At 44.9% G+C, this 16654-nt stretch carries 16 protein-coding genes and 1 pseudogene; 15 read left to right on the top strand and 2 right to left on the bottom strand.

Annotated elements, in window-relative coordinates:
• Positions 1-334 precede the first annotated feature (334 nt).
• The 10 genes and pseudogenes from MHH57_RS10280 (at position 335) to MHH57_RS10325 (ending at position 8119) form a co-directional block, all read left to right on the top strand.
• The gene (locus tag MHH57_RS10280) at positions 335-649 is read left to right on the top strand and encodes a hypothetical protein (protein ID WP_340955261.1); all 315 of its coding nucleotides are present in this window, start codon (positions 335-337) and stop codon (positions 647-649) included.
• Positions 650-968: 319 nt separating this feature from the next.
• Entirely contained in the window at positions 969-1253 is a 285-nt protein-coding gene (locus MHH57_RS10285) for a hypothetical protein (RefSeq protein ID WP_029517074.1), read from the top strand.
• Positions 1254-1723: 470 nt separating this feature from the next.
• Positions 1724-2614 carry a copper amine oxidase N-terminal domain-containing protein gene (locus MHH57_RS10290; protein WP_340955265.1) on the top strand — a complete coding sequence of 297 codons (891 nt, stop codon included), beginning with the start codon at positions 1724-1726 and terminating at the stop codon, positions 2612-2614.
• A gap of 86 nt (positions 2615-2700) precedes the next feature.
• Positions 2701-3606: a copper amine oxidase N-terminal domain-containing protein gene (locus MHH57_RS10295; protein ID WP_069010250.1), complete on the top strand. Its 906-nt coding sequence runs from the start codon at positions 2701-2703 to the stop codon at positions 3604-3606.
• A 46-nt stretch (positions 3607-3652) separates the two neighbouring features.
• Positions 3653-4537 carry a protein tolB gene (locus tag MHH57_RS10300; protein WP_342435062.1) on the top strand — a complete coding sequence of 295 codons (885 nt, stop codon included), beginning with the start codon at positions 3653-3655 and terminating at the stop codon, positions 4535-4537.
• Positions 4538-4928: 391 nt separating this feature from the next.
• On the top strand, positions 4929-5111 hold the full coding sequence (locus MHH57_RS10305; RefSeq protein ID WP_069010248.1) for a hypothetical protein: 183 nt from the start codon (positions 4929-4931) through the stop codon (positions 5109-5111).
• Positions 5112-5443: 332 nt separating this feature from the next.
• Positions 5444-6855 (top strand): annotated as a pseudogene (locus MHH57_RS10310) (helix-turn-helix transcriptional regulator).
• 293 nt (positions 6856-7148) lie between these two features.
• A complete protein-coding gene (locus tag MHH57_RS10315) occupies positions 7149-7316 on the top strand; it encodes an aspartyl-phosphate phosphatase Spo0E family protein (RefSeq protein WP_071558834.1) in 168 nt (55 codons plus the stop codon).
• A 109-nt stretch (positions 7317-7425) separates the two neighbouring features.
• Entirely contained in the window at positions 7426-7620 is a 195-nt protein-coding gene (locus MHH57_RS10320) for a Rha family transcriptional regulator (protein ID WP_029517081.1), read from the top strand.
• Between the two features lie 124 nt (positions 7621-7744).
• Positions 7745-8119, top strand: a complete 375-nt coding sequence (locus MHH57_RS10325) for a DnaJ family domain-containing protein (RefSeq protein ID WP_342435063.1) — start codon at positions 7745-7747, stop codon at positions 8117-8119.
• Positions 8120-8183: 64 nt separating this feature from the next.
• On the opposite strand, the gene gluQRS is transcribed toward MHH57_RS10325, so the two are convergent.
• Complete coding sequence (gluQRS, locus tag MHH57_RS10330; RefSeq protein ID WP_069010245.1) at positions 8184-9179, bottom strand: tRNA glutamyl-Q(34) synthetase GluQRS; 996 nt, start codon at positions 9177-9179, stop codon at positions 8184-8186.
• Between the two features lie 314 nt (positions 9180-9493).
• On the opposite strand from gluQRS, the gene hrpB reads away from it, so the two are divergent.
• The 5 genes from hrpB (at position 9494) to MHH57_RS10355 (ending at position 15874) form a co-directional block, all read left to right on the top strand.
• Positions 9494-12022, top strand: a complete 2529-nt coding sequence (hrpB, locus tag MHH57_RS10335) for an ATP-dependent helicase HrpB (protein WP_342435064.1) — start codon at positions 9494-9496, stop codon at positions 12020-12022.
• A 119-nt stretch (positions 12023-12141) separates the two neighbouring features.
• Positions 12142-12729 carry a general stress protein gene (locus MHH57_RS10340; protein WP_307350046.1) on the top strand — a complete coding sequence of 196 codons (588 nt, stop codon included), beginning with the start codon at positions 12142-12144 and terminating at the stop codon, positions 12727-12729.
• 270 nt (positions 12730-12999) lie between these two features.
• A complete protein-coding gene (locus MHH57_RS10345) occupies positions 13000-14172 on the top strand; it encodes an acyltransferase (protein WP_029519036.1) in 1173 nt (390 codons plus the stop codon).
• 315 nt (positions 14173-14487) lie between these two features.
• The gene (locus MHH57_RS10350; protein ID WP_013310011.1) at positions 14488-14850 is read left to right on the top strand and encodes a helix-turn-helix transcriptional regulator; all 363 of its coding nucleotides are present in this window, start codon (positions 14488-14490) and stop codon (positions 14848-14850) included.
• Between the two features lie 19 nt (positions 14851-14869).
• Positions 14870-15874, top strand: a complete 1005-nt coding sequence (locus MHH57_RS10355) for a Gfo/Idh/MocA family oxidoreductase (protein WP_061830313.1) — start codon at positions 14870-14872, stop codon at positions 15872-15874.
• A gap of 114 nt (positions 15875-15988) precedes the next feature.
• On the opposite strand, the gene MHH57_RS10360 is transcribed toward MHH57_RS10355, so the two are convergent.
• Positions 15989-16558, bottom strand: a complete 570-nt coding sequence (locus MHH57_RS10360) for a TraR/DksA C4-type zinc finger protein (RefSeq protein ID WP_340955275.1) — start codon at positions 16556-16558, stop codon at positions 15989-15991.
• Positions 16559-16654: the final 96 nt, after the last annotated feature.

Here is a 16654-nt window from a genome sequence, read left to right on the forward strand (position 1 = left end):
AAAACTATCAAGTTACCTGTATAATTAACATGAATATTCCAAAAACCATAAAAAATTAGTTGTAAATTACAAAAAAAGATTAGTAACTATTTGCATACAAAGATTATACATCAATAGAATAAAAATTAAAGGATGGAGGGAATTACAAATGTAGAAAACATGGTTTACTATGCTTGCTACACTTGGTTGCTGCTTTAGGTGCTTCTGTATCCGCCGCTTCGGTTCCTGCCGCTAGCAAATAACTAAAGATCAGGCGACTCCTTCTCTCGAAGTTCTGCCAGTAGGAACTGGAAGTAACGAAAAAGCGGTAGATAAAATTGGTATTGTAGATAATATGAATAAACCAGTTATAGAAACAACGAGTGATGCTAAAGTCGAAATATTAGATCCAGCAACAGATAAGACGTCTGCTCTTGATCCTAAGAAAATAAGCACTTCAAGCAGCTTAGGGTTATTCAGCATTACGTACCCAACCTCGTTCTGGAACATTAACAGCCAAGGTACTTATATTGCTGAATTTTCAGGTGTAAGAGACACTATTTATACTCACTACTATTTCCCTACAAACAGCTCAGGAGAAATAAAAATTAGAGGAGCTGTGAATGGAGGATTACCCACATTCGGGAAGCTATACCATTACTGCATATGAATTAGGCAGTAATAACGCTGTGTCCAGTTCCACTTTTAAAACAGGTGAGCGCATTTTTGTACGCATTTACAATTTAAATAAAAATAAAAATTATTTCTTTGGTGTTCATATAACAGTGCTAATACCATAAGCGGGGCCTTATCCATCGACCACAGCTAATTGTATAAACGATAAAACACGGGTCCAACAAAAAGGAACCTGTGTTTTTCTTTATGTTACGCAGGCAATGTGTAAGGTTGGATAATAGAAAACTTCGGAAAATGGTGCTGTACATTTTCCAAATCTTTTCTACATAAATGAATTATTATGGAGGTGCTAAATGGCTTTTCTAGAAGATAGTTCTAAAAAAGAAGAAATTCAAGAACGCTATGAGCAATTATGGAGTGAACTTTTAGTTAGAGATGAGGAAGAAGCAGAACATGTTATAAAGAAATTAGAATATGAGTTGTTGCCTACCCGTCAGAGAATCCTAAGACGATGCGGGGAAATCCTGTCTCCATTAAAAAAACGTTTTATCTGGATTATCCTTTTTAGTGTGATTGGGTTCTTCCTTTTAGCTTACGTATTATTTATATATGTATCTTTGTGGGTTGAAGATTATTAAGGACGTTTCTGTGAAACCGGAAGAGTCTTTTTTTATGAGCCTGTTGAAACCCTAAATGCTGGTTTTAACCAGCCGGGATATCTGTAAAAAATAGACTCGCTGATCGGCAAGTAAGGGAGCGAGCAGGACAAGAGTGGGGGAAACAGGCTCATGCTACTGGCTCTAAGGGGGCAAGAGCGGCCACCTAAGAGCCAGTACGCACCGCTGGGCCGCTACTCACGCCGATAACTAGAGCGCCTACGCCGGGAGAAAGCGTCCGGCCAAGGCGCTCTACTTTCCTGGCGCTCGCTTAACGCAACCCACGGAGCGAAGGACCTTGAAAAGGGATTAGGGAGGGCAAAAAACACCATGAACGCTACATTTCGCTCATCATCTCAAAACATATGAATTTTTTGGTATAGATTAGAAACTTTCGAATTATTTCATACGTCTTATGTAAGGGTGCTTATTGAAAAAGGAGGTAATTTATCTTGAAAAAGGTTATTGTGTTTGTGTTTTTCTTCGTACTTATGTTTCAATCCTGGGCGATTGCTGATGCTGCCAATCCGATATCCGTTAACGCGGTGAATGTGAATGGGAAGTTTATAGCAACCGATGTTTCACCTATTATTAAGGACGGGCGTGTTTTGGTCCCTATACGCACGCTTGCTTCACTGGGGGTAACCTATCAATGGGATAGTAAAAGTCAATCTGCCCTCATCACAAAAGGCACAGATCAAATTAAGTTGACGGCCAGCAAAAAAGAAGCATTTAAAAATAACAAAACGGTTCAGGTAGATGTTCCTGTCCAAGTAACTCAGGGAAGGATATTGGTTCCTATTCGTTTTGTGTCGGAGAATTTTGGCTATAAGGCAAGCTATGAGAAGCTTCGGTCTATTCTATTTATTCAAGACGGTAATTATAAGGTAGACCAAGAGAACTTACAGGCAGAAGATTTACAAACCGCTCGTCAGGCTGCTATATCGTTGCCGGTTCAATTTTCTTTCAAATCGCTTTCTTCTTTAGAAAAACCTGGGGCTAATAAAGAATACAATTACATTTTCCCAAGAGGGGATTCTTCCAGATACATGTATGGAAACAATGTTGGTAATACGGTAGTTGAAGTTAAAGATGGAGTGGCCAAGGCAGTCTGGCAGTTTACTGTATCCAGGGGTCTGGAAGATATTGCATCAAGTGCTGGAAAGAGACCTAGCTATAATTACGTTCAATGGGTGACTGATATCTTGATGTTTAATGATGAGCATGGAAATATCAAAGCTGTATACAAAGATGATAAAGGTCAACAAAAAGATCTCACTGCAAAGGCGAAATCCTATACAGATATTATCCAACCTATTCCTAATGAGACGAGAAAACACTAGCTAATACTGAATCGATGTATTGATACTACTAAGCTCAATTTAGTTTGAAATGCTGACAAGAAGACACTATTGAGGTGAATATAATTATGAATACATTTTTCAAAGCGGCTTTTGCATCAACAATATCTTTTAGTATGCTTGCTAGCGGTGTTTCTGGAGCAGCCTCCAAGTCCATTATTGTGCAAGTGAATAACGTACCCATGCCAGGGGATGTAGACCCCTATGTTCAGAATGGTTCCACATTAGTAGCATTGAATATGATAAGATCGATTCCTGGTGTAACGATCAACTGGAACAATACTTCTAAAACGGTAACTGTAGATAATAACGGAACAAAATCAACACTGGTGGCTGGTAAAAAAGAGACAATGGTAGGTGATAAAAAAGTAACGCTGTCTACCTCTTCTGCAATGAAAAATGGTCGTGTTATGGTACCGCTGCGTTTCATTGCAGATGCGTCCGGTTCTCAAGTGTACTGGGATGCCCCAGATCGTACAGTTTACGTAGCTAAGCCGACAGAAGAGATGCTGAAAGAAATCCAATCTAGCGATATTTCTGTAGCTCGTCATGGTGCATACAGTCTTCCACGTATTGCCAAAGTTAATGTACTGTCAGGTAAAGAAGGGGATAGTATGGCTTATATTCGCTACTTCCCAAAAAACCAATCCAGTGAATTTTTTGAACAACACATGGACAGTGTGAATTACTATCGTATCATTGACACGCATGTAGAGCTGCTCTGGTCTGCAAGGCTGAACCTGCAACAGGAAGCTAAAAATGCAAGCCTGCCGTTCCTCACCAACAAAATTGTTGAACAAAGCGGCAAAATGCCAACGATCCAAAAGGGCGTAGTTTATTATAATTATAGCGTTCCGGGTGGCACCACGTTCGGGACTATTGATAAAGCTGGCAAAAAAACTCGTCTGGGGGAAGCGACTGAAGATCAGGCGAAGCAAATGTTTTTCTCTATTCCAGAAGAAGAACAACTATAAAAGGGAACGCAGGGATAACGACACATTGTATTGTAAGGAGGAAACTATGAAATTCGTGCAGATTATGTCTGTAGGTGCGATAGTGATGTTAGTGATTTCAGGGTGTAGTGGTAAGGCAAGCTCAAATCATCAACTACCTCAGACCGAAGTGAATAATACCGGGGTAAACAGCACAAAGGAAGGTGTAAAAAAAGTAGACGAAAAAGCAACTGTAGAAACATCTAGAGCAACTGTTAAAAAGGTGAATACCTTAGATTATTCTCAGTATGATAATAACCAAGACAAATCTAAGGTTGTAGTTTCGGGAAAACAGATTGTATGGAAAAATAAAGACGTTACTTTTACCGCAAAATTAACTAACGCTAAGGGGGAAGAAGCCGCCGAAGCCAATGAAGTTGTGGATTCTATGAAAATAAAAAGTAAGCGCGGAGAGCAACTCGTTAAGCTCAACCCACGACCTTTGAGAGTTAACTCACTTTCATTATCTAAAAGCAACCAGGTAGCTCTTCATGTAAGCGATCACGAGGGAAGTAGACTTATTTTAATTAATTTATCCGATGGGACTCAAACTATTGTAAACATGTTTGAGATGAATAGTGACGGAGCCGGGAGCGAAAAGATTGATGCCTATAACTGGTCGCCTGATGGAAAAAAGATTGCGTTTGGAATCGGTGATCTAGGTTCAAGTTATATCGGACTATACAATGTTGAGCGTAAGAGCTATATGCATGTGTCCGATAAGGACTTTACATTGATTTCATCTATAGTTTGGCATAAAGATGGGAAAAGTTTTGACTTTGTGAGTAAAGGTGACGATTCTCCACAAGCAGTACTCTATACTTACTCAGAAACAAAAAAATCAATTTTAAAGAAGGGTTCTTTAACTAAGAATGATGAGCAGAAGATATCTCAATTAACACCGAAATCTTGATTGACATATACAGAGAGAGCATTTTTGAAACCGTATCATCTATATAGTCATAATTTTAAACTCCACTTTTTTCAACTTTAATGCACTCTATCAACATTATAGATTTATTTTTGAATATTTAATGATTGCTTGTGGTCAACAAAGGGCTGAAAAAAGCATATGTGATGGAAATTAGCCGCGCTGATCATGGGACGAAAGTATGTGTGGTTCGCAATGACGCGCAAATACTCGATATCAGCAATGCAATCTGTCTAGAATGAAGAGGCACAAAGTTAGAGAATGCGGTCGGAAGGATATTCACAGCTAGGAGAAACAATTACGGAATTTGTGTTGATAATTGATACCAAACTTTTACAATAATTGAAGTATAAAATTAACCGGGGAGTTGCTTATGAGCATTTTCATGAGTAAGTTTCTAAGGCGTTATGCAGCGATTTTATTGAGCTACGCAATAGGTATAGGCTTATTTTACGCTTTGGGGTATAAGATGAGCGCTATGGGAATCTATGCAATTTTGACAGGAATTGTGACTGGAGAAATAATCAACTTTGCATTATCAAAGCGAGAGAAATGACCTATGTATCCCTTGATTGCATCAACATCAGGGGATTTTTCATGTAATTAAAAGGTCCAACAGAGTTTCTGCATGGGATCTCTATATCATTTACTGGTGAGAATGCACATAGGGAAATGCTATAGTCATGTCAACATTGTGAAACCTTTTACTTGGAACCATCCAATCATTTCAGGATGTCGTTCGTCCAATATGTCTCAATATGTGTAAGTTATGCTGAATTTTCGTTATGAACATTAGTTGCATAATATATTGACAGATGGTTAATTATGGAGAAGAATAGAGGGTGATTTTTAAAATAATGGAATTTTTATGTGAAGGGTGGTTATGACTTGAAGCATACACCTACGATTTCAGCGGAGTTTGAGTATTATCTAAAACAAATGATATGACGTTGAGTCAATTTGCCGAATATTCAGGGGTACATCAAAGAACGCTTAGTAATTGGATTACTCAGCATCGTCCTGTTTCCGTACAGCAGCTGGACCGAATTACTGTGGCTATGGATTTGCCAGAAGGCTATTTTTATGACCTATACATAGAAAATTACATCATTGATCTTTCCCCGAATTTTAGGCGAATCGAGCCATTATTGTATCGTTGTGCAGAACTGGACAAGCTGGATGCAATCCGTCGAATGGTAGGGCATATCATGGATAATCCGCTGTATGCGTCCAGGCTATTTGATGTTGCAGAAGCATTATTTGAACAGGGACGACATGCTGCTGCGCTGCCTCTCTATGAGAATGTCGCAGAAGTGGAGAAATATCAGCATTCTGAACGCTTGGCCACCTGCCAATATCGTATATTCACGATTCAAGTTGGAGCTGATCAAAGCCGAAATCTCAAGGCAGCCATACTATTTGAACCTTATGTCGAGCGTCTGGATGAAATAGTTCAGCTTGATGCATTAAAGGATTTGGCGAATGTGTATAGGTCTTTACGTAAATGGGACAAGCTTGATGCAACAGCTTGTAAAATGAGGGATAAAGCGAAAATTCAATATACTATGAAGCATAAGCAGGAAAAGCGAAAGGATTATGGCAAGAAAACAAGGAGTCCATTATTCGGTTACATCGCTTATGCTGACCTGTTGTGTGCATGTGTCTGTGAAGCTCAAGGCGATTATAAACAAGCTCTGCAATATACATACGCCTACGCTAATTTAGATTGGGTCATAGAGACAGACGAGGATACTCAGCACTGGGTCAATTTGTACAAACATTGGTCCGAAGGTAATACTTACGTTAATAAACTCTTATCTGGAGATACAGGTGTGCTTGCGGATTATGTTGAATACATTGCATCAACAAATAAAACAAATAAAGAAATGGTCACCAAACTGCTAAATGTTTTGATGGCTGCTAACCGATATCAGATTGATGTAGATAAAATACTTCGGCGTTTTGAAACTGAAGTTAGTTCTCTCACTCAGCCGGAAACGTTGTTTGATGATATGTATACTAATCAAGTAATACCAGAGCAATGTGCACGTTTTGGATATGAATTGGCTTATTATTATTTACATCAAGGTATATATAGTGATGGTTTTAAATATTTGATGTATGCAATGGTAAGTTATCATACACTAAATAATGAGACTTATTTTATAAATTGTATGGGGCTGTTTTTACATTTTCGGGATTATGCGGTTCTTGAAACCAAAGCAGATTTTTTAAATCTTATTGAAAAGGTGTGGTTAGAGAATGTTGAAAAAGATGGTACTGCTGATCATCGCGACTAGTTTTTTGTTTATTGCTACTGTGCCAGTTCAATCGCATAGTCACATTCAACTTAATGATCAAATTGGAGGTATGTAACAGAGGAGAAACACAAACAATGCTCTGCTAACTTTACAACTGACGATTATAAGGGTTCCAAAGTTTAACTTTGAACAACTTGAAACCAACTGAAAATAAACATATACCAAAAAAAAGTGCCTCTGGAATTCCAGAAGCGCTTTTTTTTGGTAAGCGTATTTTAAAAAAATCCAAAAATTTACGTTTTGCATTAAGATATGACACAGAAGGGGGAATCATGCTGATGAATCCAGGTGTGACTTTACTTCGTGTCGAACGGGCCAGAAAAAGACTGTACCAAGTCCAGAAGAAATACGGATTTTTAACGCATCCCAAAGTGATTGAACAATCCATGAAACTGGATGAACTATTGAATCAATACCAAATATACAAAATGAAATCCTAACAAATGAGTTCATGCCATATTGCTAAAGGAAGAGCGTGAAATCCAATCTCCAAACCCCAATCAAAATCCTAAATCCTAAACCTTATACTATGAAGAGGTGATAACGTTGTTGAACAAACGAAATCCTGTAACCCCTTTTGGCTGGAAAATCAAAGAAAAGCTAGTCGAGAGGCAAATGGATCAGAGAACATTTTGTGATACCTACCATATTCCTGCTAGCCGCTTGTCTAATCTCATTCATGGAACACGTAAGGCCAAAAAATATAGAGTACAAGTATCTCAATTGCTGGGGATCGAAGAATAACTCCCTTTCTCTTTTATGGATACAAGACATCCTAATGATATGTAAGCTACAGTGGCAAAGAACTCCGGGTTTATTTAATATAGATTATACATAGGATGCTTAATACAAGGAGTGGAAAGGGTCGATGGGAATGTTCTCCAGAATGGCAGAGCAGAAGATTGCGGAGGCGATGGCCAAAGGGGAATTTGATCATTTACCGGGAGAGGGCAAGCCACTGGTGATCGAGGATTTGTCACATGTTCCAGAGGAGCTGCGGATGTCGTACAAGCTGTTGAAGAATGCAGGCATTTTACCGGAAGAGCTTCACCTGCAAAAGGAATGTGTCCAGCTACGTGATTTGCTTCACGCTTGTCATGAGGCGGGAGAGCAAGAGCGGATCAGTCGCAGGCTGACTGAAAAATCACTTCGTCTCCGTATGCTGCTGGAGGAAAGAGGGCTGAATACGTCGTCTGTATTTTATGAATATGAGTCCGCTATGCGTAAGCGACTGGAGGAATAGAAACAAGAGGAGCGAAGGGCGGAAGGCCCTTGCCCGTACACTTTAATTTCTACGCTTTACCTCATTACTGTTGCAGTGCAGATAATCTCGTGAGGCATTGCTTCGTCAGGATGACGGATTCTTTGGGCAGTTTGTCTAAATGAAAGTCATCGATTAAATCTACTGCCTTCACAGGCTCGGGTGAATCCAGCAGCCCTGAAAAATAGGCGAGCCAGCCAATGACTGCTTCCGGTGAGACCCCTTGTCGACGCATGGCTCGGAGTGCTACGCCACCATGTCGTTTGGCCAGCCTTCGTCCATCAGGGCCTAGGACAAGGGGAACGTGTGCGAAACGTGGCGGCTGCAAGCCCAAAGCTTGGTACAGCAATAGCTGACGGGGCGTTGAATCGAGAAGATCATACCCGCGGAGTACGTCGGTCATATGCATATCCGCATCATCGACAACGACAGCCAGCTGATAGGAAAACATGCCGTCCGCTCGTTTGACGATAAAATCGCCGCCTTCTGCCGCACCGAAGGTCACATGACCTGCTACCTGATCATGAAACGAAATAACGGCATCTGGACTTTGCGGTACTTTAAAGCGAAGTGAAGGGAGTTTATGCTGTGCTTTGGCTACGGCATCTTGAGAGCTAAGATTACGACATGCCCCTGAATATGCGGGTCCTTCACCAGACAGTCCATGTGGAGCATGAGAGGCAGCCAGAATGTCAGCCCGACTGCAAAAACAAGGATATAGCAAATCATGCCCCTGTAGCTTCTCCAATGCAGATTGGAAGCGATCCAGCCGCTGGCTTTGAGTGTAGGGACCGTAGGCACCGCCTACGTCGGGTCCTTCGTCCCAGTTCAGACCGATCCAGCGCAAATCTTCCATTATCCCTTGCGCCAACTGGCTGCGAGCTCGCGTCATATCAATATCTTCCATGCGCAAAATATAGGTTCCGCCCAGGGAACGAACGTGCAGCCAGGATAATAAGGCGGTACGAGCATTTCCTAAGTGTATCCATCCCGATGGTGTTGGGGCAAATCGCCCTCTGATGGGTTGGGCCTGTAATTCCATACGAAAGTGACCTCGATTCTGTGTTCCGTCCTTCAGCAATCCATATCAACTATATTATAAAACGATCTTGCCGTGAGTGCATCCCGATAGGTATAGAAGCTAAAGACGAAGCATACATAGCCGCGATGATCAGACGGGAAATTTAAATATCTGTATAATAGATTTAGAAGAATTATGTATGACAGACCGAGGAGAAGTTCCAGAGGGCAGCTTAACCTTTTCTATTCAATAATTACAGGTAATGAAAAATTCACAATAATAAAAGAACTAAAACTTAGATTCTACGCATCAAGCGTATCATTGGAGAGATTTCATTGACAGATAAACAACTGCCTATTATGCAAGTGATCCCCGAGCTTAAACATACACTGCAATCTCATTCGGCGGCGGTACTGATTGCACAGCCGGGAGCGGGGAAAACGACGGTAACACCGCTGGAGCTACTGCATGAGCCGTGGCTGGTAGGGCAAAAGATAATTATGCTGGAGCCGAGGCGTTTGGCAGCACGTGCAGCAGCAGCACAAATGGCAAAAACGCTGGGAGAGCCCACCGGAAAGACGGTGGGCTACCGGGTTCGCATGGATACAAAAGTAGGGCCAAACACGCGGATTGAGGTGGTTACGGAAGGCGTACTCACCCGGATGTTGCAACATGATCAGGCGTTGGAGGGAGTCGGGCTGATTATGTTTGATGAGTTTCATGAGCGCAGCCTGCATGCAGACTTGGGATTGGCACTTGCCCTGCAAAGCCAGGCGCTGCTGCGACCGGATTTGAAGATATTGATCATGTCTGCCACCTTGGAGGCAGAGCCTGTATGTAGACTATTAGGGGATGCGCCATTACTGAAATGTCCAGGCACCGTATTTCCGGTAGAAACCTTCCATATGTCCAAGCCTTCGTCAACCTCATTAGAGTCCTTTACGGCTGAGACAGTAGAAAAGGCGCTTCATGCTCATGAAGGCGATCTGCTGGTGTTTTTACCAGGGGCCAGAGAAATTCATAGAACGGAACGAGAATTGGCTTCAAAGCATTTACCAGCACACGTCAAAGTAATTCCGCTGTACGGCAGCATGAAGCTGGAGCAGCAGGATGAGGCAATACGACCATCGGCTTCGGGCAGTCGAAAAGTGGTATTGGCCACCTCGATTGCCGAGTCCAGCTTGACCATCGCCGGGATCACGGTGGTGATCGATAGCGGACTGTCGCGGGAATCGTTGTTTTCCGCGCGAACTGGCATGAGCCGTTTGACTACCGTCAAGGTGTCCAAGGCCTCCGCCGACCAGCGGCGCGGACGGGCGGGGCGTCTCCAGCCGGGCGTATGCTACCGGATGTGGAGCGCGCAGGAGCATGCAGCGCTCCCCGAAGCCAGCCGCCCGGAGATCGCGGCGGCGGATCTGGCCCCGCTCGCGCTGGAGCTGGCGGCCTGGGGCGTGCGCGAGCCCGCCGAGCTGGCCTGGCTGGATGCCCCGCCTGAGGCCGCGTACGGCCAGGCCACAGGTCTGCTGCACCAGCTCGGCTGTCTGGATGAAGCAGCCGATGGCACTACAGGCGTCATCACCGCGCATGGGCGCGAGGTGTCCGCCCTGAGCACGCACCCACGCCTCGGGCACATGCTGTTGCGTGCAGCAGCCCTTGGCCTGGCCCTGATTGCCAGCCGTCTGGCTGCGCTGCTGCAAGAGCGGGACCCGTTCCGCGCCCATGGCGGAACGGATTTGCGCCCGCGGCTGGATGCCCTGCGCGAGGCGACCCATGCCCGCAGCACGCACAGCCTGCTGAGGTCGGCAGACGATACGGTGATTCGCCGTATCGTGCAAGAGAGCCGACAGCTGCTAGCCACGCTGCCGACAGCTGACGCATCGCAGGACGAGCCTGACGGCTCCGCGGCCTGCGGGCTGCTGCTGGCCTTTGCGTATCCGGACCGGATTGCGCAGGGTCGGGGGGATGGTCGTTTTTTGCTTAGCGGCGGCCGAGGGGCGCGACTCCGACAAGTGGAGTGGATGTCGCGTTCATCCTATCTCGTCGCCGCCGAAGTGGACGACGAGGGAGCAGATGGTGCCATTCAGTTGGCGGCACCGGTTGAACTGCAAGAGCTGACCCAGCATTGCAGCGATTTGTTGCTGGAACAAGCCAGCGTATACTGGGATAGCTCCGCCTCAGCAGTGAGAGCCCGCAAGGTACTGCAACTGGGCTCACTCGTCTTAAAGGAAACGTCCTATGAGCGACCTCCGACAGAGGAAGTTGCTGCCGCCTTGATGCAGGGTGTCCGTGAACGTGGTCTGAAGCTGTTGTCATGGAATCGGCAAACCCTCCAGTTGCAGGCTCGTTTGATTTTTATGCACTTCTCAGCGCCTGAAGACTGGCCGGACTGCACGGAATTGGCATTGCTGGATTCACTGGAATCGTGGCTGTTGCCTTTTGCTCTAGGAGCCAAAAACGTATCCGATCTGCAACGGCTGGACAGTGCTGCATTGCTGCTTGGCAGGCTGGACTGGGAACAGCGGCAGCAGCTTGATCAGGAAGCGCCGACGCATATCCGTGTACCCAGCGGTTCCCGCATTCCTGTCGATTATTCGAATCCTGAGGCACCAGCGCTGGCCGTACGACTACAAGAGCTGTTCGGTATGAGGGATACACCCCGTATTGGACGCGGACGCGTACCCATTGTATTGCATTTACTGTCACCTGCCCAGCGACCTGTCCAAGTGACGTCCGACTTGTCCAGCTTCTGGAGCGAGGCTTACTTTGAAGTCAAAAAGGACCTGAAAGGCAGATATCCCAAGCATTATTGGCCTGAAGATCCACTAGAAGCTGTGGCGACCAACAGAGCAAAGCGCAAGCAATAATATAAAAGCTGTTTTATGCTAATAGACTTTTTAAATTTTTGTAAAATCGTTTAAACGTCATAATAGCGGGGTAATGAAAAACGAACCACTCAACACCAAAATATTGGGAGGTAACTATCATGGCTAATAACTTAAACGATTATAATGAAAAGAAGATTGTTGGTGTTTTTGATACAGAGCAGGAAGCATCTCGTGCGATAGGACAATTGCAGAGCAAAGGAATCCCAAGCAGTGAAATTTCTGTGATCACCCGTGACCGTGACGAGCTGAGGACGATTAGTGAAGAGACAGGTACCAAAGCACCGGAAGGTGTAGCGACGGGTGCGGCTACCGGCGGCGTTGTAGGCGGTGTCGCTGGGTTGCTGGCGGGCATCGGGGCCTTGGCTATTCCAGGTATCGGACCAATCCTCGCTGCTGGACCTATCGCGGCTACCCTTACCGGAGCAGCTGTCGGAGCGGGAGCAGGTGGCTTGGTCGGTGGACTGGTCGGGCTGGGTATTCCAGAAGATGATGCACGTCAATATGAGACTTACGTCGATCAGGGCAAGATTTTAGTGCTGGTGGATTCCGCTGACCATAACAGGGATGTTTATGATATTTTCCGCACCAACCGTTCGCTGAATGCGGATCGTTACAGAACGTATGATGATACGATGGCAGACACGCCGCGTACAGATGCATACACAGATACGAGAAGGAACCTGTAAAAACCTAACGGCTAGTTGAGAACGTGATTTAACAGGCTTTCCTATCTCCTTTGTATATGAGTTGTTTCTACAGCAGCAGTCTCCCCGAGAGGGAGGACTGCTGCTTTTACATATTTGTGGATCATAGAATAAATCTGAGATAAATGATGCTAAGCTTGCCGTTGGCACGTTTAACCTTCTATATATTTTTACAGAATTGTCGTTATAATAGATTGAGGATTTTGAAAAAATCCTGGATTTATAAATTGCTAGATGTAACAGGAGAGTGGCATGAGTCAAAAAGAGAGAATTTCCGAAGTCGCTTTGCTGAGAGGGCTGGCTTTTGCGGCCGTTGTTCTTCAGCATTCCGTCGCACACTATGCGGTTGCGCAGGGGGCGCGCGTCCAGGACGGGGTATTGATGACACTTTTACTGCTGTGTTCCAAATTTGCAGTTCCTGTGTTTGTATTTATCACTGGAATGGTGCTATTTTACAATTATGATGGAGCCTTAAAGTACGGAACGTTTTTACGTAAAAGATTCCTGGACATCATCGTTCCTTATATCATATGGTCTCTTTTATACGAATTGGGAAATCAGCTTGCTCAAAGTGGAGGATATATTCACCCGCTGGATTTTTTCCAGAAGCTGTTGAACGGGAAAAGTAGCTATCATCTGTGGTACATCGTAATGATTATTCAATGTTATGTGTTATTTCCTGTGTTTCGTTATGCTGTCCGTCGTTTGTCTGCGCTACTGCCATCAACATGGCGACCCGCTGCATTGGCTGTATTCGGCGTGCTATATATTTTGCTCATGTTCGCCGTTGGACCCGTATACCAAGCGATGGATAAGCTCCAGCTTCCGGTCATTACCTCTTGGTTTACCCTGTACGCTGACCGGAATGTGATCTACTTTTTCTTTTATTTTGTGCTGGGAGCGGCAGCCGGGATGAACGTCAAGCGTTGGAATGCATGGGTAACCAAAGCACAAATGATATACTGGCCGTTGTTTATCGTAATTACTGGCTACTTGCTGTATGAGATGATCGGTCAGTTCCAGACACCGCAAGGTACAGTTCTTTCCTTTAACTATTTGTCTCTGCTGCGTCCGGTCATGGCTGTATATTGCGTCGCGTCTATTTTTGTAGCTTATCGGGTAGCGACGTGGATTGCTCATAAGGGGGGACGTGCGGCGAGTATGCTGACGGCCATCGGAACGTTGTCCTATGGAGCGTATCTCATGCATGCCTTTATGCTGCGTGTGACCTATTATTTTGACGAGACGTTGTTTGCAGACTGGAGCCACGTTCTTCGTATGCTGGCTTCATTCGTTCTCTGTATGATCTTTTCCGTTGCCGGAACATGGCTGCTGGCACGTTTGCCTCTGGGCAAATGGATCGTGGGGCTTCGGGTTCGTCCTCGCCCGACTGGGAGTCCGCCAGCCGTACAAAAGCAAGCTTGATTTGATAATCCAATCACATATGTTCACAAGAGTATCCCAAAGCCAAGAAATAAGGCCAAGGGATACTTTTTTAACTGATATTATATTATTTCAACATATGAAAAATTCATAATAGTAAACCATAAACTCATTTCTCAGCACTTCGCACACTACTCTATATCGCCTCATTCTATGTCTCTCGCCATCTTAAAACAGGTCACAAGGGATGGAGAGTTCTCATAAGCTCTCATATCATCAAAGGAAATAGTGTATGGACGCAGAGTGGTTTATAATGGAAGGTAAGGTGCACGAATAAGGTGTGGAGGAGGCTGTAAAATGGCGTTTATGATATCCCAGCGGGCTTTTATCAAAATTTATCTGATCACAATGGTGGAGAGGCATCGCGGTTATGGATATCAGATGCTCGAATCGATGAAGGATGAGTTTAGTGGCTTTGGATATGTTCCGCCTCAGAGCGAGGTTTATCGGGCGCTGCATGAGCTGGTACAGGAAGGCGTTTTTTACCGTACCAAGCGATTGAAAGGAACAGACCCGCGCGTGGATTTTCAGGAGATTGTACTCTATCACTTTACAGATGATGGGGAGGAGAAAGCCCGACTGTACAAGAAGCAGGTCAAAGCTGATTTGGACCGTTGCTTAGGTATGCTGCATAAAGCGGAACAAGACAACTATTCCTAACCACGAAAGGATGAGAATGATGGGTAGAAAGCTGAAATGGGGAATTTTAGGCACTGCGGAGATCGCCCAAATCGCTGTAATTCCTGCGATTCAGCAATCCGAACGCGGAGAAGTGCTTGGGATTGCTAGCCGTAATGCGGATAAAGCCGCTGAGGCCGCCCGGGAGTTCGATATTCCAAAAAGTTATGGAAGCTATGATGAACTGTTGGCTGATCCCGAAATCGGAGCGGTGTACATTCCGTTGCCGAACCATCTGCATGAAGAGTGGACCATTCGGGCGGCGGAGGCTGGGAAGCACGTTTTGTGTGAAAAACCATCTTCTCTTAGCTCGGCCGGTACAAGCCGCATGATTGAAGCATGTCAACGTGCAGGAGTGATCTTTGCAGAGGCTTTTATGTATCGCTATCATCCCAAACATCGAAGAATTAAGGAAATTATCAATAGTGGGGAAATTGGTGACATTCGCGGCATCCATTGCACGTTTACGTTTAACAATACCGATCAGGCAGATAATGTACGCTTTAATAAAAACATGGGCGGCGGCTCGCTATATGATGTGGGCGTCTATCCAATATCAGCCGCTCGTATGTATTTGGATCGGGAGCCAGAGGCAGTGACGGTACATGCCTTATTTTCCCCGGAGCATGACAACGTCGATATGATGGCTTCCGGCTTGCTGGAGTTTCCAGGTGGAGTTAATCTTACTTTCGATTGTGGCATGTGGGCAGCCAATCGTTCCAACATGGAAATTCTCGGTAGCAAGGGTACGATTGCGATGCCCAAAATGTTCGGTTGGGAAAGAACGTCTGTGGTACCGCAAATTTTCGTCCACGTCGGTTCGGTTACGCGTGAGGAACGTCTGAAAGGTTTTAATTCCTTTGAACTGCAAGCGGATGCTTTTGCTAAAGCAGTGCTTGACGGTGTCCCGTTGCCGTATGAGCCGGAAGATGCGGTGAGCAATATGAAGGTGATCGATGCTTGTATTGAGTCAGCTCGCAGTCGGAAACGGATAGAAATTGGATAAGCGGTGTACCGTATTCCTAGAAGACATAAAAAAGCAGCCTTGTCAAAAGGACAAGCTGCTTTTTTAGATGACAAATACATAGGTATTTTCAATGAGTCTTTGGACATTCGAGCATCACATATTTTCATCATAATCTGTGACATCACGCTTGGCGGAAGTTGCAGGCGAATTCGATGTACCGTATTTTTCCACGGCGTCCCATGCGCCTGCATCGTCAAATCGTCCTGCATTCCGTTGGCGAACCTCACCTGCACCCTTGGGCGGCGGAGTCATGACCTGTTCCTCTACCGGACGGTCATTCGATAATTCTCGAGTTGGCGTGTGCTCGACGGTATAGGCTGTATATGGAATGGCTTGTAACCGTTCAAAAGGAATTTCTTCCCCGCTCTCCACACATATTCCGTACGTCCCGTCCTTTATCCGCTGAAGGGCTGCATTGACTTGCTCCAGCTCGTTTTGCAGCGAATCATTAATCGCCAGATCACGGGACCGTTCAAAGGTTTCTGTCCCTATATCAGCGGGGTGATTGTCATAGGACGAGAGCTCACCTGTGGAATCTGTCAGTGTTTCTCCCAATTGAGTGTTTGCCTGACCGTTTTGTTCAAAATGCTTTTCTAAATCCTTTTTCTGCTCCAACAACATATGTTTCAGCTCTGCAAGCTGCGGATCGTTCAAATGATTCATGATCATCTCTCCCCTTCGTGGTCTGTATAAGTGACACGTATGCTCTTTTATACCCGTTCATAGGGCCGGGCAATCAGCAGAGACTTTTATTCCCAG

Source organism: Paenibacillus sp. FSL H7-0442 (genome assembly GCF_038593105.1).
Lineage (GTDB): Bacteria > Bacillota > Bacilli > Paenibacillales > Paenibacillaceae > Paenibacillus > Paenibacillus polymyxa_D.

Bases quoted from the DNA above. Each gene is read 5' to 3' on its own strand.
- MHH57_RS10280 (WP_340955261.1), top strand. From the start codon at position 335: ATGAATAAACCAGTTATAGAAACAACGAGTGATGCTAAAGTCGAAATA.
- MHH57_RS10285 (WP_029517074.1), top strand. From the start codon at position 969: ATGGCTTTTCTAGAAGATAGTTCTAAAAAAGAAGAAATTCAAGAACGC.
- MHH57_RS10295 (WP_069010250.1), top strand. From the start codon at position 2,701: ATGAATACATTTTTCAAAGCGGCTTTTGCATCAACAATATCTTTTAGT.
- MHH57_RS10300 (WP_342435062.1), top strand. From the start codon at position 3,653: ATGAAATTCGTGCAGATTATGTCTGTAGGTGCGATAGTGATGTTAGTG.
- MHH57_RS10305 (WP_069010248.1), top strand. From the start codon at position 4,929: ATGAGCATTTTCATGAGTAAGTTTCTAAGGCGTTATGCAGCGATTTTA.
- MHH57_RS10315 (WP_071558834.1), top strand. From the start codon at position 7,149: ATGCTGATGAATCCAGGTGTGACTTTACTTCGTGTCGAACGGGCCAGA.
- MHH57_RS10325 (WP_342435063.1), top strand. From the start codon at position 7,745: ATGGGAATGTTCTCCAGAATGGCAGAGCAGAAGATTGCGGAGGCGATG.
- gluQRS (WP_069010245.1), bottom strand. From the start codon at position 9,179: ATGGAATTACAGGCCCAACCCATCAGAGGGCGATTTGCCCCAACACCA.
- MHH57_RS10340 (WP_307350046.1), top strand. From the start codon at position 12,142: ATGGCTAATAACTTAAACGATTATAATGAAAAGAAGATTGTTGGTGTT.
- MHH57_RS10345 (WP_029519036.1), top strand. From the start codon at position 13,000: ATGAGTCAAAAAGAGAGAATTTCCGAAGTCGCTTTGCTGAGAGGGCTG.
- MHH57_RS10350 (WP_013310011.1), top strand. From the start codon at position 14,488: ATGGCGTTTATGATATCCCAGCGGGCTTTTATCAAAATTTATCTGATC.
- MHH57_RS10355 (WP_061830313.1), top strand. From the start codon at position 14,870: ATGGGTAGAAAGCTGAAATGGGGAATTTTAGGCACTGCGGAGATCGCC.
- MHH57_RS10360 (WP_340955275.1), bottom strand. From the start codon at position 16,558: ATGAATCATTTGAACGATCCGCAGCTTGCAGAGCTGAAACATATGTTG.